Genomic DNA, 21,588 nt, shown 5'->3' with positions numbered 1-21,588 from the left:
GCCGGATGCCTGGAAGCCAAAGCCATCAGCTCCGATAGTCGCCATTGATGGCGACATATTCCTTGGTGAGATCGCAGGTCCACACCGTCGCCTTGCCACGGCCGATGCCGATGTCGGCGCGGATGCGGATTTCGTCGCGCCTCATGTAGGCCGACGTCGCTTCCTCCGAATAGCCGGGGTCGCGCTCGCCCTCATGCGCCAGCCGGTTGTCACCGAACCAGATCGACAGGCGGTCGCGGTCGGCGGGCTCGCCGGCCTTGCCGACCGCCATGACGACACGGCCCCAATTGGCGTCCTCGCCTGCGACCGCCGTCTTGACCAGCGGCGAATTGGCGATCGACAGCGCGATGCGCTTGGCCGACCGTGCCGATTTCGCGCCGGTGACCGTGACTTCGACCTGCTTGCGGGCGCCCTCGCCGTCGCGCACGACTTGCAGCGCCAGCGATTTCAGCACCTTGCCGAGCGCCCGGCGGAACGCGCCAAGGCGCGCATCCTTCGCGTCGGTTATCTCAGGCGCGCCGCGCTTTGCGGCCTTGCCGGTGGCGAAGATCAGCAGCGTGTCGCTGGTCGAGGTGTCGCTGTCGACGGTGACCGCGTTGAAGGTCTTGGCGGTGCCGCGCGACAGCAGGTCCTGCAGGACGGGTGCGGCGATCGGCGCGTCGGTGGCGATGAAGGACAGCATCGTTGCCATGTCGGGCGCGATCATGCCGGCGCCCTTGGAGATGCCGTTGATGGTGACGTCGGCGTCGCCGAGCTTGACGGTTGCGGTCGAGACTTTCGGATAGGTATCCGTGGTCATGATCGCCTTTGCCGCTTCGGTCCACAAATCAGGCTTGCCGTTGCTGACCAGTCCGGCCAGCAGATGGCTGAACTTGCCGGTGTCGAGCGGCTCGCCGATGACGCCGGTCGAAGCCAGGAAAACCTCGCTCGCCTTGCAGCCGGCGGCTTTGGCCGCGGCTTCGCCCGTCAGCGCGGTGGACTCGCGGCCTTTCTTGCCGGTGAAGGCGTTGGCGTTGCCGGAATTGACGACCAGCACCCGCGCCTTGCCGGCGCCGAGATTCTGCCGGCAGAAATCGACCGGCGCCGAGGGGCACTTCGATTTCGTGAACACGCCGGCGACTGCGGTGCCTTCATCGAACACCATGGTCAGCAGGTCGGTCCGGTTCTTGTATTTTATCCCGGCCTCCGCGGTGGCGATGCGTACCCCCTCGATTTCAGGCATCTTGGGGTATTTCTTCGGCGCAAGCGGCGAAATCGTCGTGGACATGGGGACCTCGGGCGGGAAAATCGCAAGGGAAGGCCGGTTTGCCCGATACGACGCGCGGGCGCAAGGGCGTTTTCGCTTCACGCCAGGGGCGGAAACCCGATCTGAATTAAGCCTGCATTTCAAATCCGTTGGCATCGCCGGGGCCGATTGCATTATGATCTTCCCTATGGGCAGGCTTGCGATCCTCGCATGGGCGTTTCTGGGACTTTTGCTGCTGAGCGCCGATGCCCAGCCGCAGCGGCGCGTGGCGCTTGTCATCGGCAACGGCACCTATGCCGAAGCCGGCACGCTGGCCAATCCGGTCAACGACGCACTCGACATCGCCGACAAGCTGCGCGCCATCGGCTTTGAGGTCATCGAAGGCAATGATCTCGGCAAGCGCGAGCTGGAACGCAGCATCGGCGCGTTCTCCGATGCGCTCGAAGGCGCCGGTGTCGGGCTTTTCTACTATGCCGGCCACGGCTTGCAGGTCGAGGGGCGCAATTACATCGTGCCGGTCGACGCCAGGCTCGACATGCCGGTCAAGCTCCAACTCGAGGCCGTGCCGATCGACGAGGTTCTCGACATCATGGAACAGCAGACCAAGGTCAGCCTGGTGTTTCTCGATGCCTGCCGCAACAATCCGTTTGCCCGCAGCCTGAGCCGCACCGCCACCACCCGCTCGGCGACGGCGCTGGCCGGACTGGCGCAGTTCGATTCGACGCGCGGCTCGTTCATCGCCTTCTCGACAGCACCTGGTGCGGTCGCCATGGACGGAAGCGGCCGCAACTCGCCCTTCGCCGAAGCCTTGCTGCGGCACATCGCCGAGCCCGGCCAGAGCATCAACGACATGATGATCGCGGTGCGCCGCGACGTGGTGTCGCAAACGCGCGAGGCGCAGCGCCCCTGGGAACAGGGATCGCTGCTCGAGCGCTTCGAATTCGTCCCGGACGGACAACCCGCCCAGCCACAGAAGCCGGCCGCGGCTCCGGCACCCCCGACGGAAGTTGCAGCACTTGAACGATCCGTCGGTGACGACAAGGGCTCGATCGAGAAATTCCTGCGCCGCGACTATCTGGCGCCGGACACCAAGGCGATGAGCGAGACCGTCAAGCGGCTCTACGGTCCCTCCGCGACCATTTTCGGCACGCGCTACGACGCCGTCGCCATCGCCAGGGTCAAGGCCGACTGGTTCGCGCAGTGGGCCTCCTGGTCGCTTGCCCTGGAGCCCGGCAGCCTGGAGATCACCCCGCATGGCGAAGATCGCGCCGAGGCCGTCTTTGCGATGCGCTACGACTATCTGCCGAAGGACAAATCGGCGGCGCGCCTGACCGGCAAGGCACGCGTCACGCTTGGCCTGGTCAAGGCAGACAGCGGCTGGCGCATCGAGTCCGAGACATCTCAAGCGATGCAATAGAGATCGGCGCAAAGCATGGAGCAGTTGTGTGGCAATCCGTTGCCTTGTCAAAATTGAAAACGAAGCCTCGATGTGGACCTTCGCGTCGATGCCTGTGGTTGGCGACTGGGTGCACATGCCATCCGGCGAGAGTCTGGCCATCTACGCCGTAACTGAAATAACACATGTACCGCAGCCAGCCACAGCAAGCGCCGAGGAAGTGCCGCTCGTGTTTATCACTCTGGAAGGCGCAGGGGAGTAACATGCCAACCGGACCTAAAGGCCAAGGCTAACGGATGTCGGCCAAATACCTCCGAGATCGCTACGAGGTTGAATCGCTGAGGCTAAGGCCCGAGGATTCCACTCGCGACTTAGCCTTGATCGAAGCCGTCTCCTCTCTGGGAGTGCAGGGCGCTGTTTTCCATCTGATCAAAGAAGTGCCGGACCAATTCGATGACGAATATGTCGTTCTTGTCGATGCAAAAATCGTGGTCCAATTTGAAATGAAGCGGGAGGCTAGAGCTTCTCCAGAGGGAGCAAAACTCTGGTTCCTAGCGGAATATCAACGCGCGATAGGACAGGGGCGAGCAAGAATCCTGCTGGACCGTGCCGCCGATGCCGCGCGTTCGATTATTTCAAATTGAGGCACAACCGCCGGTCGCGTTTCATGTCGATAGGAATTTTTTCCTTGACTAGTGAGGGCAACTATGCTACGTATTTGTCGATGGTGCTGATTTGCGCCAGTGACCCGCCGCCCAGGTGGGTTTTTGCTTTTTGATGCTCCGTCAACCAACACGCCGGCGAAGGCTCCTATGGAACCCGTTAACCCGGGATCGTTGCCCCTGCCGCCGCCACTGCCTCCAGCAGCTTGAAAACGGGGCGTTTCGTTTAATCGCCGGGTCGCGTATATTGCCGGCGAAATTGTTGGCGAGGACGACAGAAATGGGCGTAGACGTCGATCCGGCGCGCAAATCGATCGGCGCGCGGCGCAACCCAGACAGCGCCGATGCCATTCTCGAAGCCGCCGAGGCCGTGCTGGTCGAGGCCGGTTATGCCGGTTTCTCGATCGAGGCGGTGGCGCGGCGGGCTCGCGCCGGCAAGCCCACCATTTACCGCTGGTGGCCGAGCAAGGCCGCATTGCTGCTCGAAGTCTACCAGCGCCAGAAGCGCGTCGATGTTCCCGATACCGGGCGGCTGGAGGAGGATCTCGTCGGTTTCCTGAAAAACCTGTTCGCCCACTGGCGCGAGACATCGTCTGGCAGCGTGTTCCGGTCGCTGATCGCCGAGGCACAGTCGGATGACGCGGCGTCCACGGCACTTGCCGGCTACGCACTGGGCCGAACGTCGCATACCGGCCAGATAATCGAACGCGCCAAGACGAGGGGCGAAATCGGCGTCGACATCGATTCAGCGCTGGTCGCCGACCTGATCGCCTCTTTCGCCTGGAAGCATCTGTTGACCAACCGGCTCGACGAGGACGAAGCCACGATCCGCAAGACGGTCAGCTACGTGATGCGAGGCATAGCAGCGCCTGGAAAGTAAACGCGGCCCGCGCGGCCGATAGAGGGCGCGGCAACCCTTGGCTGCCGCGCCCTTTTCAGGCTTACTTCCTTCAGGCTTACTTGGCGCTTTCCAGCGTATCGACCGCCTTCTTCAGCTTCTCGTTGGGGATCTCGACCTTGGCGCCGCCGCGCAGCGACTTGACCAGCGCAAAATACTTGTCGCGGATGACCGCCTGCCTGGCCTGGTCCTTGACGTCGTCGAATGCCGGCGGCTGCTTGGTGCGCTTGTCCTCGAGCTTGATGACATGCCAGCCGAACTGCGACTGCACCGGCTGCTCGGTGTATTTGCCGACCTGGAGCGCGAAAGCCGCCTTGTCGAACTCCGGCACCATCTGGCCAGGTCCGAACCAGCCGAGATCGCCACCGCTGGTCTTGCCCGACGGATCGCTGGTGTGCTCGTTGGCGAGCTTCTGGAAGTCGGCGCCGCCGTCGAGCTGCTTGATGATGGCCTCGGCCTCTTCCTTCGTCTTCACGAGGATGTGACGGGCATGCACCTCGTTTGTGGGCGGTGTGTTGGCGATCTCCTGGTCGTAGCGGGCGCGAACCTCGGCGTCGGTGACCTTGTCGACGACGCCCTTCTCGACCATCTCGCCATGCAGCGCGCGCTGCTGCAGGAAGGCCATGCGGCGCTGGAAGTCGGGATCCTTGTCGAGGCCGGTGGTGACCGCCTGGGCGGCCATGACGCGGATTTCGATGGCCGCCGAGAGGGCCGCGGCGCGGCGCTGCTCGGGCGGCAGCTGGGCGAACTGCTGCGACAGCTCGCCTTCGGCAAGCACCAGGTCGGCTTCGGTCAAGGGCTGGCCGTTGATCGTGGCGATCACGGTGTTCGGATCGACCGGTGCCGCGGCAGGTGCTGCCGCATCCGCCGGGGCAGGTGCTGCCGCATCCGCCGGAGCGGGAGCGGTCTGCGCCATCAGCGGCGACAACGAAAGGGCCGACAAGCCGAAGGCCAGGCCAAGGCTGGCAAGCGACGCACGGCGGAACAACAAGGACATAAGATGACTCCGGTAAGGGATTATGAGGGCGGAAGGTTCCAGATCAGCCGGATTGTGGCGGAATTTGGCGCGACGGGCAGGGCCAGCGCGGCGTTGACATCAGTTGAGCCCCCTCTTATCTGTCCAACGACTTTGCGTCCAGAACCGTTTTCCGGGCGCTTTTTGTGTTTGCCCGTATTCAAGCGGTGCGTTCACGTGGATTTGATGGGGCCAGCCGGCGTCCGTCTCAAGATTGAGAATTCTATCGAAAGGACCATTGGATGGTCAGTCTCGGCGGTCTCGCCCGTAAGGTTTTCGGTTCCTCCAACGACCGTCGGGTCAAATCGACCCGGCCCCGTGTCGAGGCGATCAACGCCATGGAAAACGAGATGCGGGCACTCTCCGACGAGGAGTTGGTTGGCCGCACCGCGAAATTTCGCCAGGACATCGCCAACGGCGCCACGCTCGATGACCTTTTGGTTCCCGCCTTTGCCACCGCCCGCGAGGCGGCGCGCCGCGTGCTCGGCATGCGGCCCTTCGACGTCCAGCTGATCGGCGGCATGGTGCTGCACAATGGCGGCATTGCCGAGATGCGCACCGGCGAGGGCAAGACCCTGGTCGCGACGCTGCCGGTCTACCTCAACGCGCTCGCCGGCAACGGCGTCCACGTCGTCACCGTCAACGACTATCTCGCCAGCCGCGACTCCGAATGGATGGGTCGCGTCTACAAATTCCTCGGCCTTTCGGTCGGCGTCATCGTCCATGGCCTGTCCGACGAGGAGCGCCGCGTCGCCTATGCCGCCGACGTCACCTACGCCACCAACAACGAACTCGGCTTCGACTATCTGCGCGACAACATGAAATACGAGCGCGCCCAGATGGTGCAGCGCGGTCACAATTACGCGATCGTCGACGAGGTCGACTCGATCCTGGTCGACGAGGCGCGCACGCCGCTGATCATTTCCGGTCCGCTCGAGGACCGCTCGGAAATGTACAACACCATCGACACCTTCATCATCCAGCTGCAGCCGCAGGATTATGAGATCGACGAAAAGCAGAAGACCTCGATCTTCACCGAGGAAGGCACCGAGAAGCTGGAAAACCTGCTGCGCGATGCCGGCCTGCTCAAGGGCGAGTCGCTCTACGACGTCGAGAACGTCGCCATCGTCCACCATGTCAACAATGCGCTGAAGGCGCACCGGCTGTTCCAGAAGGACAAGGACTATATCGTCCGCAACGACGAGATCGTCATCATCGACGAGTTCACCGGCCGCATGATGCCGGGCCGCCGCTATTCGGAAGGCCTGCACCAGGCGCTCGAAGCCAAGGAGCATGTGACGATCCAGCCGGAGAACCAGACGCTCGCCTCCGTCACCTTCCAGAACTACTTCCGCCTCTACAAGAAGCTTTCCGGCATGACCGGCACGGCGCTGACCGAGGCCGAGGAGTTCGGCAACATCTACAATCTCGACGTCACCGAGATCCCGACCAACCTGCCGGTCGTCCGCAAGGACGAGGACGACGAGGTCTACCGGACGGTCGAGGAGAAGTACAAGGCGATCGTCAAGGAGATCCGCGAAGCCAGCGCCAAGGGCCAGCCGACGCTGGTCGGCACCACCTCCATTGAAAAATCCGAGCAGCTGGCCGAGCGCCTGCGCAAGGAAGGCTTCAAGGATTTCGAGGTGCTGAACGCCCGCCACCACGAGCGCGAGGCGGCGATCGTCGCCCAGGCCGGCAAGCCGGGCGCCATCACCATCGCCACCAACATGGCCGGCCGCGGCACCGACATCAAGCTCGGCGGCAATGCCGAGATGCGCATTGCCGATGAGCTGGGCGACATGCCGGCCGGACCCGAGCGCGAGGCGCGGGAAAAGGAAATCAATGACGACGTCGAGCGCCTGAAGGAAAAGGCGCTGGCCGCCGGCGGCCTCTACGTGCTCGCCACCGAACGCCATGAATCGCGCCGCATCGACAACCAGCTCAGAGGCCGCTCCGGCCGCCAGGGCGATCCCGGCCGCTCGAAATTCTTCCTGTCGCTGCAGGATGATCTGATGCGCATCTTCGGTTCCGAGCGCATGGACGGCATGCTGCAGAAGCTCGGCCTCAAGGAAGACGAGGCGATCATCCATCCCTGGATCAACAAGGCGCTGGAAAAGGCGCAGAAGAAGGTCGAGGCGCGCAACTTCGACATCCGCAAGAACCTGCTGAAATACGACGACGTCTCCAATGACCAGCGCAAGGTGGTGTTCGAGCAGCGCATCGAGCTGATGGACGGCGAAGGCCTCTCGGAAACCATTGCCGAGATGCGCGAGGGCGTCATCGACGAGATCGTCGCCAAGGCCATTCCCGAAAACGCCTATGCCGAGCAGTGGGACGTTGCCGGGCTGAAGGCCGAGGTCGCCGAATTCCTCAATCTCGACCTGCCGGTCGAGGACTGGGCCAAGGAAGAGGGCATCGCCGAGGACGATATCCGCGAGCGCATCGCGCAGGCCGCCGACGCCGCGGCCAAGGAGCGCTCCGAGCGCTTCGGCCCCGAGGTGATGAACTATGTCGAGCGCTCGGTGGTGCTGCAGACGCTCGACCATCTGTGGCGCGAGCACATCGTCAATCTCGACCACCTGCGTTCGGTCGTCGGCTTCCGCGGCTACGCCCAGCGCGATCCGCTGCAGGAGTACAAGGGCGAGGCATTCGAGCTGTTCCAGGCGATGCTGGGCAATCTGCGCCAGGCCGTCACCGCGCAGCTGATGCGCGTCGAACTGGTGCGCCAGGCCGCCGAAGCACCGCCGCCCGAGGCGCCCGACATGTTCGGCATGCATATCGACGGCACCACCGGGGAGAATGATTTCGACGGCGGCGAGACCGCCCTCCTGGTCCGTCCGGAGACGACCGCGATTGTCGCTCCCGAGAACCGCGACCCGAACAACCAGGCGACCTGGGGCAAGGTCGGCCGCAACGAAGCCTGCCCCTGCGGCTCCGGCAAGAAGTACAAGCACTGCCACGGCGCATTCGCGTAAGCGAATGCTTTCCTTCTCCCCGTCACTATACGGGGAGAAGGTGCCGGCAGGCGGATGAGGGGCGGCGCGGATCGGACGGGTTTGTGCTCGCCAGTTTCAACCGTTGTAAATCACCCCAATAATTCGGCGCACATGTCGCACTTCGGGGATGCCAGATTGCGCCTTTCCAATGGAGAGGACTTCCGATGAGCCAAGACCGCCTATGCTCTCGAATTGGCGCAGATGACTGAGATTGCCCGGGAGAGCTAAGCCTATCCGCTTGAAGATCCCGGATCCATTGTCGAGAGCCAGCGCGACTAATGCTCCCTCATGACGCCCAATTTCGGCAAGGCTGATCGAAGACCCTCCGAGCACTACCTGCTTTGGCAGTGCAAGCGGCACAGCACTCTCATCAACAACGCGAAATGCGACCTCAACCCGAGCCAAAACTTTAGACGCATCGACAAGAACTGCCTCATCTTGCCCTTGATCTACCTTGATGTCGTGGTCGAATAGAACTCCCATAACCTGATGGGCAGCGACCTCTACTTCAGGAAAAAATAATGTTGAGGGGCTTCTTGTTCGAGGATCTGGAACTTCCGCTGTTAGCCCAATAATATCCGAGCCCTTTGAACGCAAGAAACGGCGCGCGAAGACCGATTGACCATGACGCGCAATGACAAGACGTCGATCGAGGACCAGACCAGGTTGAGCCTCAACGATCGCCAAGGCTCCCTGTGGACCTGCAAAGCCAAAATTATGGCGACGCAGATAGAATGCAGCCTTTCCGTCCAATAACTTAGGATCGAACGGTTCAGTAGCTTCCTGCGAACCCTCAGTGGGGGAGTGTTGGGTGAATGCAGCAAGATCGGGATAGACTACCACGTCGAGTTGCGACGGCGGCATCGGATCTAGGGCCGGCGGAGCAACAAGTGCCTCTATAGTTGGCTGAATGGCGGCCCTGCGTTTCCATCGATCGCATTCCTCGTACATGCGCCCGGTAAGTACGACAAGTTGCCCAAGATCATCGGCACATTGAGCAACTTCGCCAGGTCGAATGTCTTGACGATTGCCGTGGTGAGCTTTGTTCATTAGCTGCAGCACTGGCGAGCCCTCGGCCAATGCTGGATGCGCAATAAAGTCCGCAAACACCTGCATCGCAAACATCCCTTGCGGGCCGGCCTTTATGTAAGATCGCAGACGATCCACAAAGGTTTTCAATGTAGGATCGGGACTAGCTTTTGCCCAAGCCACGTGGGCAGGATCGTCGAATACATCGCCCAACACCCCTTCAAAGAAAAATCTGCATCCGTCCGTAAAAGACCGAGCCGGCTCTTCAGCATCTCGATCCCTGTCATACAATATCTTGCGGACCTCGATCTCGGCTTGATGAGGCGTAGTTCTAATCACAGGTTGATTTAGGGTCGCCGGATGAACGGCGAGATGCTCCACGGGAGGAACAACCGGTAGGCGGGCAACTGCGCCAGAAAAGCGCCTATCGTAGGATGTGACAATTAGCTGTGCACCTATTTCGACGAGAGTTCCCAGAGAGTCCGCTAGTTGTCTACGATTTTCATCATCAAGCAATTCTTGCGGATCATCCAGCAAGAGGGTCTTCAGGCCCCCACGGGTGTTCAGCACATGCTCCCAGAACGCGAAGAAGAACCCAACTAAACTGGCTCGCAAAGCCGACGCATTTGTCACGTGCTGAGCGGGCGCAGATACGCCGCCCGCACGTACAACGAGATCGAGTTCGCCCTTCCGTCCCATAGAGGTGTCGACTAATTCATGCGCGGTGCTGGGAAACGTGCTGACATAAATTCGCGACCGCCATAACGCCGCTTCGGTGCGGAGCGTCTTACGAAGCTGATCGACTTGCCAATCCGCCAACTCGCCTAACTTTGAAAGGTTTACTAGTGCGGCGCTTGCAGTTTCGTATTCGGTGATCCGCTTCTCGGCAGCACGTCGAAGTTTGATTTCATCTTTCAAACGGGTGCACTTCGATAGAGCCTTGGTAATCGGCTCAGCGCCTTTCACTGTGGCGTCAAGCTCCAAGAGCTTGCCCATGAGCGTGTTCTTTTCTAGAGCTTCACCCGCTTTGGGCCTGCGACCGAGGACGCTCTCAAAGACTTGACGCGCAAAAACTTCGTTTCCCTGTCGCCACCGGGCAAAACGCATCGCTAAGTCGAGACGCCTCAAGCCCTCTGCCAAGGCGACACAACTCGCAGGAAGCGAGACAGGCCTGGCTGCACCCTCGTCAAATGCGTTGACCGTTTCACTTTTGAGAGTGGCTAATTCACCCGAAAACGCGTCGAGTGCGTAAAGCTCATCGACAAGCGCTTTACGTATGAGGTCAACAGGATGGTCGGGGAGGTCCCGCTTGAGTTCAGCTTGCAACGCTTCCGGTAGAACGTTGTTGAGTTTGCCAAGAGCGGCTTGCGCCCATCGATTTAGCGTCTGAGCAAATAGAACCGCGTCCGCGCTTGCCTCATGGAGGTGCGTCTTGACCAGCCGGCCGCTGATGGGATCACGCGCGTCGAGCAGGGAAGCGCCACATACCGCGCACAGATCTTCACTGCGATCAAGGTCGGGGTGTTCATTCAGCCACGTAGCCACGTGAGCGTAAAGACGCGATCGAGCCGCAGACGATGGATCTTGCGCCAAGGCTTCGAGTAATTTTGCCTCTCGCATTATCTCGCTGAATTTGGTCTCGGCCGTGTTCAACTGCTCCAGCGTGAGTTCGCGGAAACCTCGCAACCTCGCCATCGAAGGAAGCCGTTGAGGTTGGCCTACTTCGTTGATTGCTGGCGAAATCGAACTCTCAAGATCCGCACTGCGTTTCGGGTCCGCAGGATCGAATCCTTCACCAAGAATATTCTGAACGGACCCATAAGCGGTCGCCTTTGCGGTCTCAAAATACCTGATGATTTCGTCAACAGTTTCTTCAACAGCCGCATCATTAGGCTCCGGCACTGCCTTTGGCAGCATGAGTACTGGATAGGGCTTTAGCTCCACCGCCAGATCATCCCGCGCAGTTCTATAAATCCGATCAATTCCCTCCATCTCCTTAGTTTTGGCCTTGATAAGGTCTTTTATTTTGTTCTTGGCGCGCAGAGCGTGCCCTGCAAGGTCCACCAGCGCTGAAAGGCCGGTCAACTCCGCAACGGCACGGCCAAGTTCGGATTCGCTTCCGACTTTGATGAGTGGGAGAAGGCCTGGCATAACTGTACCGATCCGTATCGCGATCGGATCAATGCCGAGGCCCGTCAACTCCGGCGGTATCTCCTCAAGGGCACCTCGCGCAGTTCGCTTCTGAGTACGGCGGATGGGAGGCAATAACCCTCCTTCTTCGTCAGCAAAGGTCAGTTCCACCCATGTATCAGCTGGAACCCATCCCTGATCAGGTCGGTACTGAGAAACATCCGGCATAGGGGTAACTGGAGAGAGACGATGCGCCGTTTCATCGCTCCCTCCACCTGCATTTTCTATCCAGCAGTCGAAGTCTACGTCCGCCTTTTCTGGCTCGCGCTGCGGGCGAAGAATCTCACCTGTTAGAGCCCAAATAATAGCATTTAGAAGAGAGGTTTTTCCGGAGCCATTGCGGCCTTCGAACAGGGTCACCGGGCCTGGAAATTCATGAACATAATTTTGCGGCGGCGCGTTAGGAGTTCCAAATTTGTGAAGTCCCGCAAACCTGTGAACTTCGACCTTTGCCAGTGTCAGGCGCCTATTGTTGGCATTGGCTGGGCGCGCCGGAATCGCCACCACCTCTGGCGGCTTTGCGAGAATTGCATCTACCAATTGTTCAACATGGACAGCACTTACATTCGCAGTCCAATTCGCCGCGCCTCTCGTTCGATACCATTGCAGCGCACTGCGGGTCCTATCATCGGACAAAGAAAATAATACGTCGCCCTCAATAGTAACTGAACGACCGCTGACTAAATCAACCAGCAAAGATTGGAGAGTATGTAGGTGCAAGAGCTGCGGCGTAGGTACAATCATTTTCCCCCCGATATTTTTTCCACGAACTCTGTTCGCGGTGGATCTCTGGTTGTCGCGTTTGGCCCAACGGTTTGAGCTCAACGAATATATTTTTCAGAGATACGACGAGCAGCCCCAAACTGCGCAATCGAATTTTGTACACAAACCAAGATTTGTCTATAGCTTTGCAGTACCCCTGCGTCGGCCAGAAAGCTTTATTTTTGGAACGTCTTCCATAGCCGGCACGGCAGCGCAAATCCCCCAAAGCCTGTGCCGCCCCTCATCCGCCTGCCGGCACCTTCTCCCCGTATAGAGACGGGGAGAAGGACAAGCTCACCCAACCGTTTCTTAATGTGTCCTTGCTACACCGACGCCTGAAAAAGAGGCGGAAAACGGAGAGTAATCGGGGTGCGCTTTTCCGCGGCCACGACAGCCGGGCGGTTCTTGCCGCAGCGTTTGGCGCTGCGCATCGGGCCGTTGCTTGGCCGCATCGACGCCGTGCTGTTCACCGCCGACGAGCGCGGAGAGGCCGGCCGCATGTCGGTCATCGCTTTCTCCATCCGCATCATCAGCGCCGTCATCGCCTTTGTCAGCCAGGTGCTGATGGCGCGCTGGATGGGCTCGTTCGAATACGGCATCTTCGTCCTCGTCTGGGTGACGATGGTCATCGTCGGCAACCTCGCCTGCCTCGGCTTCCACACCTCGGTCATCCGCTTCATCCCCGAATACCGCGAGCGCGGCATGCTGGCCGAACTGCGCGGCATCGTGCTGGCCAGCCGGCTGTTCGTGCTGATCGCCTCCACGCTCATCGCTGGGCTCGGCGCGCTCGGCGTCTGGCTGGCCGCGCCATGGATCGAGAACTACTACGTGGTGCCGTTCATCCTCGGCGTCATCTGCCTGCCGATGATCGCCATGTCCGATTTGCTGCAAGGGCTGGCGCGCGCCAATTCATGGGCGCTGTTCGCGCTGTCGCCGACCTATCTGGTACGCCCGGTGCTGATCCTGCTGTTCATGGCGCTGATGCTGGCCGCCGGCTATGCGCCCGACGCCAGGACCGCCATCTTCGCTTCGATCGCCGCCACATACGTCACCACGCTCGGTCAGCTCATCGGCGTTACCCAGCGCATGGAAAGGCGGATCCCGGCCGGACCGATGAAGGTCCATTTCGCGCAATGGTTCCTCGTGTCGCTGCCGATCTTCCTGGTCGAGAGCTTCTTCTTCCTGCTCACCAACGCCGACGTGCTGATGGTCGGCGCCTATATGGATCCCAACGACGTCGCCGTCTATTTCGCCACCGTCAAGACACTGGCGCTGGTGCACTTCGTCTATTTCGCCGTCAAGGCAGGCGTTGCCCAGCGCTATGCGCAGTTCACCCATGGCGAGCCGCAAAAGCTCGCCGCCTTCGCCCGCGAGACGGTGTCGTGGACGTTCTGGCCCTCGCTGCTGATGGCGATGCTGGTGCTGGCGCTGGGTGAGCCGATGCTGGTGCTGTTCGGCCCTGAATTCAGCAGTGGCTATCCGCTGTTGTTCCTGCTCGTTTTCGGCGTCGTGGCGCGGGCCGCCGTCGGTCCGTGCGAAAGCCTGCTGACGATGAGCGGCAACCAGAACATCTGCGCCGCCGTCTATGCCATGACGCTCGCCTTCAACATCGGCCTCAACGTGATGCTGATCCCGCATTTCGGCCTGTGGGGCGCGGCGATGGCCACCGCCTTTGCCATGATCTTCGAAGCCTGTGCGCTGTCCTTCACCGTATGRCGCAAGCTCGGCATCGTCATGCTTATCTTCGTGCCTGCGAAAGGAGCCGCGTGATGGCCGCCATCCCGTTGCTTGAAGAAACCAGCGGCGGCACGGCCGGCGCCATGGTGTCCGGCCTCGCCGGGCTGACCCGCGACCCCGACCCCGCCCATATCGAGATCCTCGCCAACAACCGGCCGGAGCGCAAACTCGCCATCTACCCGGCATCGGCCGGCTTCGACCTGGTCGAGGAACTGGACTACCTCTGCACCCGCACGGTCGAGCCGAACGTCTTCTTCAACCCGCGCTTCCTGGCGCCGGCCATGCCCCGGCTGGAGGATCGCGAGGTGCGGCTGGCGGTGATCCGCGACGGCGACGAATACCGCAACCGGCTGCGCCTTCTGGTGCCGTTCTCGGTGGAACGGCCGGGAATGCCGCTCGGCGTTCCGGTCATGCGCACATGGTCGAGCCCGTTCGGTCCGCTCGGCACGCCGCTGGTCGACCGTGACGACCCGGTCGGCGTCGTCGAGGATTTTTTCTCGATGCTGTCGCGCCCGCACCTGAAGCTGCCTAAAGTCTTCGTCCTGCCCGATATCCGGCTCGACGGTCCGGTGGCGAGCCTGTTCGCGACCGTGGCCGAGACGCGCGGCCTGATGCTGGTCACCACCGGCCAGACCCAGCGCCCCGCGCTGGAGAGCCAAGCCGACGGAGACGAGTATCTGAAGGCCTCGCTGCGCGCGCACCATTTTCGCGAGTTCCGCCGGCTGAAGCGGCGCCTCGGCGACCTCGGCAAACTGGAGCATGTCGTGGCGCGCGGCCCCGATGAGATCCGCCACGCCATCGAAAGCTTCCTGACGCTGGAAGCGGCCGGCTGGAAAGGCCGCGAACGCACCGCCATGGCGATCGACCGCTACCGCGCCGCCTTCGCCCGCGAAGCCGTGCACCGGCTGGCCGAACAGGACATGTGCCGCATCCATTCGCTGACGCTCGACGGCCGCACGATTGCTTGCCTGATCGTGTACGTCGAAGCCGGCGTCGCCTACACCTGGAAGACGGCTTATGACGAGACGCTGGCCGCCTATTCGCCGGGCACATTGCTGATGATCGAGGTGACCAGGCAGCATCTCGACGATCCCAACATCATGATGACCGATTCCTGCGCCATGCCCGACCATCCGGTGATGAGCCGGCTATGGACCGAGCGCAAGCCGATGGGCACGCTGGTGATCGGCCTGACGCCGGATGCCGATCGCCTCACCCGCCAGGCGGCCTCGCAGCTGCATCTCTACCGCGAGACCCGCAACATGGCCCGCCTGCTGCGTATCCGGATGAAGAGCCTGCTGGGACGGCGGTAGACCAGAGCTTGGTGGTAACCGATGCCTAGGCTTCCCACGTGGCCAGGCGCCTGGAATAGACCTGTTCGGCAACCGTCCCCCTGGGAACAGGCGCAGCGGCCGCTCCGGCTTATCCACGACCGCCGGGATCGCCCATGCGGTCGCCGAGGGATCACCCGGTTTCTGGCCTTCATCCCGTCGCGCCGCCGGGCACATTCGGGCATCGGCACGGCCGGGGTTGGCCGAAGAGCGACGCCAGTCAAGGGCGTACCTTGCTTACGCCACGAGATGTAACAGTAACGTACTTACCTAGCGTCATCGCCAGTCGCAGGGTGACATATGTCGGGCCGCTAAAGACTGGCTTGGGTTAGGCGTGCCCAAGGGAGCAAGCAATGGCCAAACAGCAGCAAGAACACGAAACCGATAGCAGCACCTTCAGCCGACGCAGCGTCCTGCTTGGAGGCACCGCGCTTGCGGCGGCAGCCGCCGCCCTCACATCGCGGCCGTCGACCCAGCCCGCGCAGGCGGCAGGTGGCAAGCCGAACATCCTCGTCATCTTTGGCGACGATATCGGCTTTTGGAACATCAGCGCCTACAACAGAGGCATGATGGGCTACCGCACGCCCAACATCGACCGTATCGCCAATGAGGGCGCAATCTTTACCGACCTCTACGCCCAGCAGTCTTGCACCGCGGGACGCGCGGCGTTCATCACCGGGCAGAGTTGCTTCCGCACCGGCTTGCTCAAAGTCGGTCTGCCGGCCGCCCCGGAAGGACTGTCCGGGAAGGACCCGACGCTCGCCGAGTTGCTCAAGCCGCAGGGCTACGCCACCGGCCAGTTCGGCAAGAACCATGTCGGCGACCGCAACGAGTTCTTGCCCACCGTCCACGGCTTCGACGAGTTCTTCGGCAATCTCTACCACCTCAATGCCGAGGAAGAGCCGGAGAATGTGGACTATCCCAAATCGCCAGAGTTCCGCGCGAAATTCGGCCCGCGCGGCGTGCTCAAATGCACCGCCACCGACACGGATGATCCCACCGAAGATCCCCGCTTCGGCCGGGTCGGCAAGCAGAAAATCGAGGACACAGGCCCGCTCACCAAAAAGCGCATGGAAACGGTCGATGAGGAATTCCTGGGCGCGGCCAAGGACTTCATCGATCGGCAGCACAAGGCCAGTAAGCCGTTCTTCTGCTGGTTCAACACGACCCGCATGCATATTAACACCCATCTCAAGCCCGACTCGGAAGGCAAGACCGGCTTGGGCCTGGAGGCTGACGGCATGGTCGAACTCGACGGCTATATCGGCCAGATTCTCAAGCAGCTGGACGATCTAGGTATTGCCGACAACACCATCGTGCTGTGGACCACCGACAACGGCGCCGAAGTTTTCTCATGGCCCGATGGCGGCACGACGCCGTTCCATGGCGAGAAAAACACCAGTTGGGAGGGCGGCTACCGCGTTCCCGGCATGATCCGCTGGCCAGGGGTCGTCAAGCCTGGCACAGAGATCAACGACATCGTCTCGCACGAGGATTGGGTTCCGACGCTGGTGGCGGCAGCCGGCGAGCCGGACGTCAAGGAGAAGCTCCTGACCGGTTACGAGGCTGCGGGCAAGACCTTCAAGGTCCACCTCGACGGTTACGACCAGCACGATCTGCTGGCCGGTACCGGCCCCGACCCTCGCAAGGAGTTCTTCTACTGGACCGACGACGGAAACCTCGCCGCCTTGCGCTATGACCGTTGGAAGATCCTTTTCCTGGAGCAGCGGGCGGAGGGCTTCGACGTGTGGCAGGAACCGTTCGTAGCCTTGCGGGTGCCCAAGATCTTCGACCTGCGAGCCGATCCGTTTGAACGCGCCCAGCATGAAGGGGCCGAATATATCAGGTGGCGCTTCGATCGGACGTATCTGCTCATGCCGGCGCAGGCCTTCGTAGGCCAGTACATTCAAAGCTTTGTCGCGTTCCCGCCGCGGCAGAAGCCGGGCAGCTTCTCGCTTGACCAGGTGCTGGCAAAACTCCAGGAAGCCGGCGGCGCTGGCAAGAACTGAAGCCAGCTGACGAAACCTTTCAGCGGGGCCGCGCCGGTTCAACCGGCGTAGGCTCCGTTCGCGACTTGACGCATCATCTTTCACTCCTCTCCCCGATATGATGAGGCCGTCGCATATTCCCCGCCACGTCCCGCTTCGGAGGTAAGGCAACGTGTGGTCGCCAATGGCTTTCTACCGCCAATAGGCGTAATTGCGCAGTTGCTAATATACCCATAAATTAATCAGTGCGGCAGTAACAAACCCACCGGAGTGGCCGGTACGCTGCATGACTTTGGCAATTGGCATTGGAGATCTGGTGGGGGTCACGGCCACTGTGCGCAGGCGGATTGACGATGAGCGCGTCAGCGTGTCGGTCCCGAACTATGATTGCCCGCAATCGATCCGAAGCTATGATTTTGCGCATTCGATCCGCACCGAGGTGCAGCGGGGGGATCAGATCGAGCTTGTTGGCGAGGTCACCCGGATCGATGGCGAGACGGTGACAATCGACCTGGGGCCGCTGGTGACGGTCGAAATCGATATGGTCAGGCTCATCGAGAGATACCGGCCAAAGCAGCGCAGGACGCCACTCTGAGGCCCCTTCTTTCTAAGAATTCCTCAATCGATCCGCAACCCCAGCATCGTGATGCACGATGGACCCGATTCTGCTTCGACCTCGTACGCACGGTTATGGGTTTGAGCGATCCTTCGCCAGAGCGTTGAAAAGCAACGCGCACGCCACCAGCGATACGAGCCCGCCTAACAGGTCGTCCCCCGTCAGGCCGAAAAGATAGACCGTCTCAAACGCCAACGCTGCCACTGCTGTTCACCCAGGTGCGAATTGATCAGCCTTCCTGTCCATCATCAGGGCTACACCGCGAGCCGCAGCTATCTTTGCGACAAGAGCCTCTAGATCGGCATCCGATCGCATCGATCCGGTTTTCTGTCGGAGTCGGGAAACCGCCAGTGTGACAGAAAGGGGAGCCTTCCCCTTCGCCTCGCTCACAATTTCGTCGGCCGCCGCCGCAACGTTACAGAACTCTGGTGCAACTTTGATCCTCATGGCTAGCCACCTCCATACAAAGGTCGCGCGCCATAAACTCTCGAACCCAATCCAAGTTCCAACCAAACCGAGCCGGCTGGTGTCGCGCCTCGGAGCGGGAGCGGGCCATTCATGGATGCTGGGGATCAAAACCAGCATAGGGCAACGAGCGGCTGCGCGGTTGGTTGCGGACCGATCATTTTGGTAGTGGGTCAGGTTTGAAATTTGACCGGATGCAATATGCATTCAAGCATCTCAGCACATTATTCGCGGAACGTCAGAACCTGACAATGCGGATGCACATGCTCCGCTTCACGTGTCTGACAAACGGCTTTTCCAAGAAGGTTGAAGCTGATGCAAACGCGGTGGCTTTGCACTATTGTTGCGCTGGTGGAAGCGGAACAGGCGAAGATTGACCGCAAGCGTGTTACAAGAAGCACGTTGCCGCCTAAACATTCGGGGGAAGCCAATGCAAATCACGGAAATATATGCTGACGAAGTTAGCGAGACGCACTTGCGCAATGTTCCGGTGAATCTTGCGGCACGCGACTTTGCCCCTCCATCTGCCCCCATTGGCGCGTCACCCGAAACGCCGATGACGACCGGTGTATTTCTTGAATTGCCGCCCGGATGGGATCCGCAATACCATGCGACGCCGCGCAGGCAATTGGTGGTGTTGCTCCAAGGTCACCTCAAAATCACGACCACCGACGGAACTTCAGCCGACTTCCAGCGGGGCGATGTCCTCTTGCTCAATGACAAAGACAGCAAGGGCCACCGGTCGCTAGTCCAAGGTCAAGAGGCGGTTGGCCTGCTTCTCGTTGGCATCGCAGATTGATTCATCGACAAATTTCAGACTGACCCACTGCCGTCATTTTAGAGAAATTGAATATTCGAATAAACGGCCTATAATTTGCCAGCCGGCAAACCCACCCCTCTTTGCCGGTAAGGCCCGGCGGTCAAACCCCGAGCCACCGCTATGGCCGCCGGACCGCTGAAGACGGTCGGCAACGCCACGACGTTGTGCCGGGGTGAGGCGGGCACGAATCGATGGCGGCGCCCAGCCAAGGGAGGTCATTCGCATGCAAACGGCAGCACTGCAGCTTCGATCGCTCCGAGAAGCCTTATTGCCAATGATGGGGTTTACCGCCTGGCACGAAAGCGTCAGCGAAAAAGGCACGCCCATTTGGACACGTTACATCGCGAAAACGGACTCATGGGAGGTCCGTCCGATGACGCCTGAAGAGGAAGCCAAGGCTTTCTGGTGGTATTGTCCACCATTTATTTGAACCCCGTCCGAGGCGCCGCAGCCACTGTCTGGCCTCAAAGCCCGCGCCACGGAGGGACCGCTGGCGCGGGCCGGCCGATGTGCCCACCAGCCTGCGACGGAGCCAAGCAGCGGCGTCCGAAGCATGAACTCAACAATTCAAGCCCGCTAATGTTCCAGCCTCTTTTGTCGGCACGCATACCGGCCCGGTATTCCCTCACAGTCGCGGCGCTGGTCTCGTGCCTGATCTGTGTCGCAGGGTCCAGAACCAAGCCGTCGAGGAGGATGGTCACGCGGTCGTCAATCTGTACGCGCTCCCGTGGCGCGCGTAGTGATCCGCGTGGGACCGACAGAACCGAGTGTCCAGCCCGTCCTCCGTGCCCGCTCTGGCCGGCTTGCTGCACCAAACCACGCGACTGCGGCTAAACATGCTGCTCGGCTCCTAAGCCCGCCTCTTCACCTCAGTCTTGCGTTCGCGCCTCGCCGCCCAATACGTCAATCCGGTATCCCTCAAGATGGCCACCCCGTATCATCGGGCAGGCAAGCGTCTAACAGCAGGGAGAGCGAACGACACCGGCAAAAGGCCGCGCCATGGTTACGCGGCGTTACCGTTACGTACTTGTGTGTGCCACCGATGGGCGAGACCCTTGCTGACGATTGCCGTCGTCAGAATGGAGGACTGGCAAATGATCCGTATGCTGCTTGCCGTGCTGAACTTCGAGTAACGGTCAACTTGCGGTCTTACTGAGGTACACCAGCGCTCCGGTTCGTCCTGACGCGAACGTGGAAAGAATGTCGGAAAGGCTGGAACCGGCGATTGACAGCGTGGAGCGGCGATATGACCTTCATCGACATCTTCGCCTGGATCGTCCTCCTCGTCGTCATAGCGACACTTGTTGCGGTCGTCGTGGCGCTGGGAGCAATGCCGGGCCGTATTGCACGCAAGCGGGGCCATCCCTGGGCGCAAGCGGTGGCAGTTGGTAGCTGGGCAACCTTGATCTTCGGCTTCGTTTTCTGGCCGCTGGTGCTGATCTGGGCCTATGTCGACTTCCCGGAAAAGCGGGACGCGACCAAATGATCGTCGTCCTTCTCAATGGTTACATTGCGCTTCTCGCCCTCTTCGTCTGGCTGAGGTTCATCCCGTTCAACCTGTTTTGGAAGCTGTCCCCGGTCATCGTGCTGCTGGCTCTTCTCATCGGCCTGTTCATCCCGATGGGATGGGGAGCGCCGTCCGGGCCAGCCGCAGTGCAGCGCAACTCCGTACAGATCATTCCGTCCGTGGCGGGCGAAGTCATCGACGTCCCTGTGCTTGCTAACACGCCGCTCAAGGCAGGCGATGTTCTTTTCCGCATCGACCCGACGATCTACGAGGCACAGGTTCGCGGCATCGAGGCGCAGCTCAAGCTGGCGGAGCTGCGGCTTGGTCAGTTCTCACAGCTTCAGAAGAACGATGTCGGACGCGCCTTCGATGTCGAGCAGCGCCAGGCCGAGCGTGACCAGCTTCAGGCGGAGCTCGACGCGGCGAAATGGAACCTCGACAAGACGACCGTTCGTGCGCCAACCGACGGCTATGTGACGAACCTCGCCCTTCGCAAAGGAGCGCGCGTCAACGGCCAATCACCCGTCATGGCCTTCATCGACACATTCGACACCATCTTTGGCGCCGAGATAGCGCAGAACAATGCGCGCTACATCGAGGCTGGTCAGCCGGTCGAGGTCACGTTCAAGACGCTTCCCGGCGAGGTCTTTGAAGGCAAGGTCGAGACGGTAATTCAGGCGATTGCCACCGGGCAGTCGCAGCCGGGAGGCCTCGCAGTGGCGCCGTCGGAGGTGCTGGCGTCTCCCTTTGTAGTGCGCTTCAAACTCGACGATCCGTCGGTCGGGCACCGGCTACCAGCGGGAAGCACTGGCGTTGCCGCCATTTACACCGATCATGTCAAGGCGGCGCATGTGATAAGGCAAGTTGTACTCAGACAAAGCGCCATCCTGAACTACGTCAACCCGTTCTGAACCGGACCGCGCCGGCCAG

General features: G+C 61.0%; 16 protein-coding genes and 1 pseudogene. 13 read left to right on the top strand and 4 right to left on the bottom strand.

Going from position 1 to position 21,588, the window contains the following annotated elements; translation table 11 throughout:
• Positions 1–25: 25 nt before the first annotated feature.
• Positions 26–1,267 (bottom strand): bifunctional glutamate N-acetyltransferase/amino-acid acetyltransferase ArgJ, encoded by a 1,242-nt coding sequence (argJ, locus tag AC1D2G_RS22935; RefSeq protein ID WP_477416769.1) that lies wholly within the window; start codon positions 1,265–1,267, stop codon positions 26–28.
• A 166-nt stretch (positions 1,268–1,433) separates the two neighbouring features.
• Here argJ and AC1D2G_RS22930 point away from each other — a divergent pair, with 166 nt between their 5' ends.
• The 3 genes from AC1D2G_RS22930 (at position 1,434) to AC1D2G_RS22920 (ending at position 4,184) form a co-directional block, all read left to right on the top strand.
• Positions 1,434–2,663 (top strand): caspase family protein, encoded by a 1,230-nt coding sequence (locus tag AC1D2G_RS22930; protein WP_477416767.1) that lies wholly within the window; start codon positions 1,434–1,436, stop codon positions 2,661–2,663.
• 356 nt (positions 2,664–3,019) lie between these two features.
• The gene (locus tag AC1D2G_RS22925) at positions 3,020–3,286 is read left to right on the top strand and encodes a hypothetical protein (RefSeq protein ID WP_477416765.1); all 267 of its coding nucleotides are present in this window, start codon (positions 3,020–3,022) and stop codon (positions 3,284–3,286) included.
• A 298-nt stretch (positions 3,287–3,584) separates the two neighbouring features.
• Positions 3,585–4,184, top strand: coding sequence for a TetR/AcrR family transcriptional regulator (locus AC1D2G_RS22920; protein WP_477299747.1), 600 nt, complete (start codon positions 3,585–3,587; stop codon positions 4,182–4,184).
• A gap of 76 nt (positions 4,185–4,260) precedes the next feature.
• On the opposite strand, the gene AC1D2G_RS22915 is transcribed toward AC1D2G_RS22920, so the two are convergent.
• Complete coding sequence (locus AC1D2G_RS22915) at positions 4,261–5,199, bottom strand: peptidylprolyl isomerase (RefSeq protein WP_477416763.1); 939 nt, start codon at positions 5,197–5,199, stop codon at positions 4,261–4,263.
• A 260-nt stretch (positions 5,200–5,459) separates the two neighbouring features.
• Between AC1D2G_RS22915 and secA the strand changes: the two genes are divergently transcribed.
• Positions 5,460–8,192 carry a preprotein translocase subunit SecA gene (gene secA, locus AC1D2G_RS22910; RefSeq protein WP_477228428.1) on the top strand — a complete coding sequence of 911 codons (2,733 nt, stop codon included), beginning with the start codon at positions 5,460–5,462 and terminating at the stop codon, positions 8,190–8,192.
• A 96-nt stretch (positions 8,193–8,288) separates the two neighbouring features.
• On the opposite strand, the gene AC1D2G_RS22905 is transcribed toward secA, so the two are convergent.
• Complete coding sequence (locus tag AC1D2G_RS22905; RefSeq protein ID WP_477416761.1) at positions 8,289–12,176, bottom strand: ATP-binding protein; 3,888 nt, start codon at positions 12,174–12,176, stop codon at positions 8,289–8,291.
• Between the two features lie 387 nt (positions 12,177–12,563).
• Between AC1D2G_RS22905 and AC1D2G_RS22900 the strand changes: the two genes are divergently transcribed.
• The 4 genes from AC1D2G_RS22900 to AC1D2G_RS22885 all read left to right on the top strand — a co-directional run bounded on the left by AC1D2G_RS22900 (position 12,564) and on the right by AC1D2G_RS22885 (position 17,845).
• Complete coding sequence (locus AC1D2G_RS22900; protein WP_477416759.1) at positions 12,564–13,964, top strand: oligosaccharide flippase family protein; 1,401 nt, start codon at positions 12,564–12,566, stop codon at positions 13,962–13,964.
• Complete coding sequence (locus AC1D2G_RS22895) at positions 13,964–15,244, top strand: GNAT family N-acetyltransferase (protein ID WP_477228427.1); 1,281 nt, start codon at positions 13,964–13,966, stop codon at positions 15,242–15,244. The genes AC1D2G_RS22900 and AC1D2G_RS22895 overlap by 1 nt, the downstream gene beginning before the upstream one ends.
• A gap of 371 nt (positions 15,245–15,615) precedes the next feature.
• The gene (locus AC1D2G_RS22890; protein ID WP_477416757.1) at positions 15,616–17,271 is read left to right on the top strand and encodes an arylsulfatase; all 1,656 of its coding nucleotides are present in this window, start codon (positions 15,616–15,618) and stop codon (positions 17,269–17,271) included.
• 265 nt (positions 17,272–17,536) lie between these two features.
• Positions 17,537–17,845: a KOW domain-containing RNA-binding protein gene (locus tag AC1D2G_RS22885; RefSeq protein WP_095084841.1), complete on the top strand. Its 309-nt coding sequence runs from the start codon at positions 17,537–17,539 to the stop codon at positions 17,843–17,845.
• 231 nt (positions 17,846–18,076) lie between these two features.
• On the opposite strand, the gene AC1D2G_RS22880 is transcribed toward AC1D2G_RS22885, so the two are convergent.
• Positions 18,077–18,313 (bottom strand): hypothetical protein, encoded by a 237-nt coding sequence (locus AC1D2G_RS22880; protein WP_477416755.1) that lies wholly within the window; start codon positions 18,311–18,313, stop codon positions 18,077–18,079.
• A gap of 233 nt (positions 18,314–18,546) precedes the next feature.
• Between AC1D2G_RS22880 and AC1D2G_RS22875 the strand changes: the two are divergent.
• From AC1D2G_RS22875 to AC1D2G_RS22855, 5 genes and pseudogenes are all read left to right on the top strand, one after another.
• A pseudogene (locus AC1D2G_RS22875) lies at positions 18,547–18,672 on the top strand (IS1 family transposase); the annotation flags it as partial.
• An 89-nt stretch (positions 18,673–18,761) separates the two neighbouring features.
• The gene (locus tag AC1D2G_RS22870; RefSeq protein ID WP_477416753.1) at positions 18,762–19,130 is read left to right on the top strand and encodes a cupin domain-containing protein; all 369 of its coding nucleotides are present in this window, start codon (positions 18,762–18,764) and stop codon (positions 19,128–19,130) included.
• A 244-nt stretch (positions 19,131–19,374) separates the two neighbouring features.
• On the top strand, positions 19,375–19,581 hold the full coding sequence (locus tag AC1D2G_RS22865; RefSeq protein ID WP_477416751.1) for a hypothetical protein: 207 nt from the start codon (positions 19,375–19,377) through the stop codon (positions 19,579–19,581).
• Positions 19,582–20,397: 816 nt separating this feature from the next.
• Positions 20,398–20,637, top strand: a complete 240-nt coding sequence (locus AC1D2G_RS22860) for a DUF3302 domain-containing protein (RefSeq protein WP_095084844.1) — start codon at positions 20,398–20,400, stop codon at positions 20,635–20,637.
• A complete protein-coding gene (locus AC1D2G_RS22855) occupies positions 20,634–21,569 on the top strand; it encodes an HlyD family secretion protein (protein ID WP_477299755.1) in 936 nt (311 codons plus the stop codon). The genes AC1D2G_RS22860 and AC1D2G_RS22855 overlap by 4 nt, the downstream gene beginning before the upstream one ends.
• Positions 21,570–21,588 lie beyond the last annotated feature (19 nt).

It is taken from the genome of Mesorhizobium sp. P2_C7 (assembly GCF_056404515.1).
Note: the sequence above shows the minus strand (reverse complement) of the source record. Positions and strands in the feature narration are given on the sequence as shown.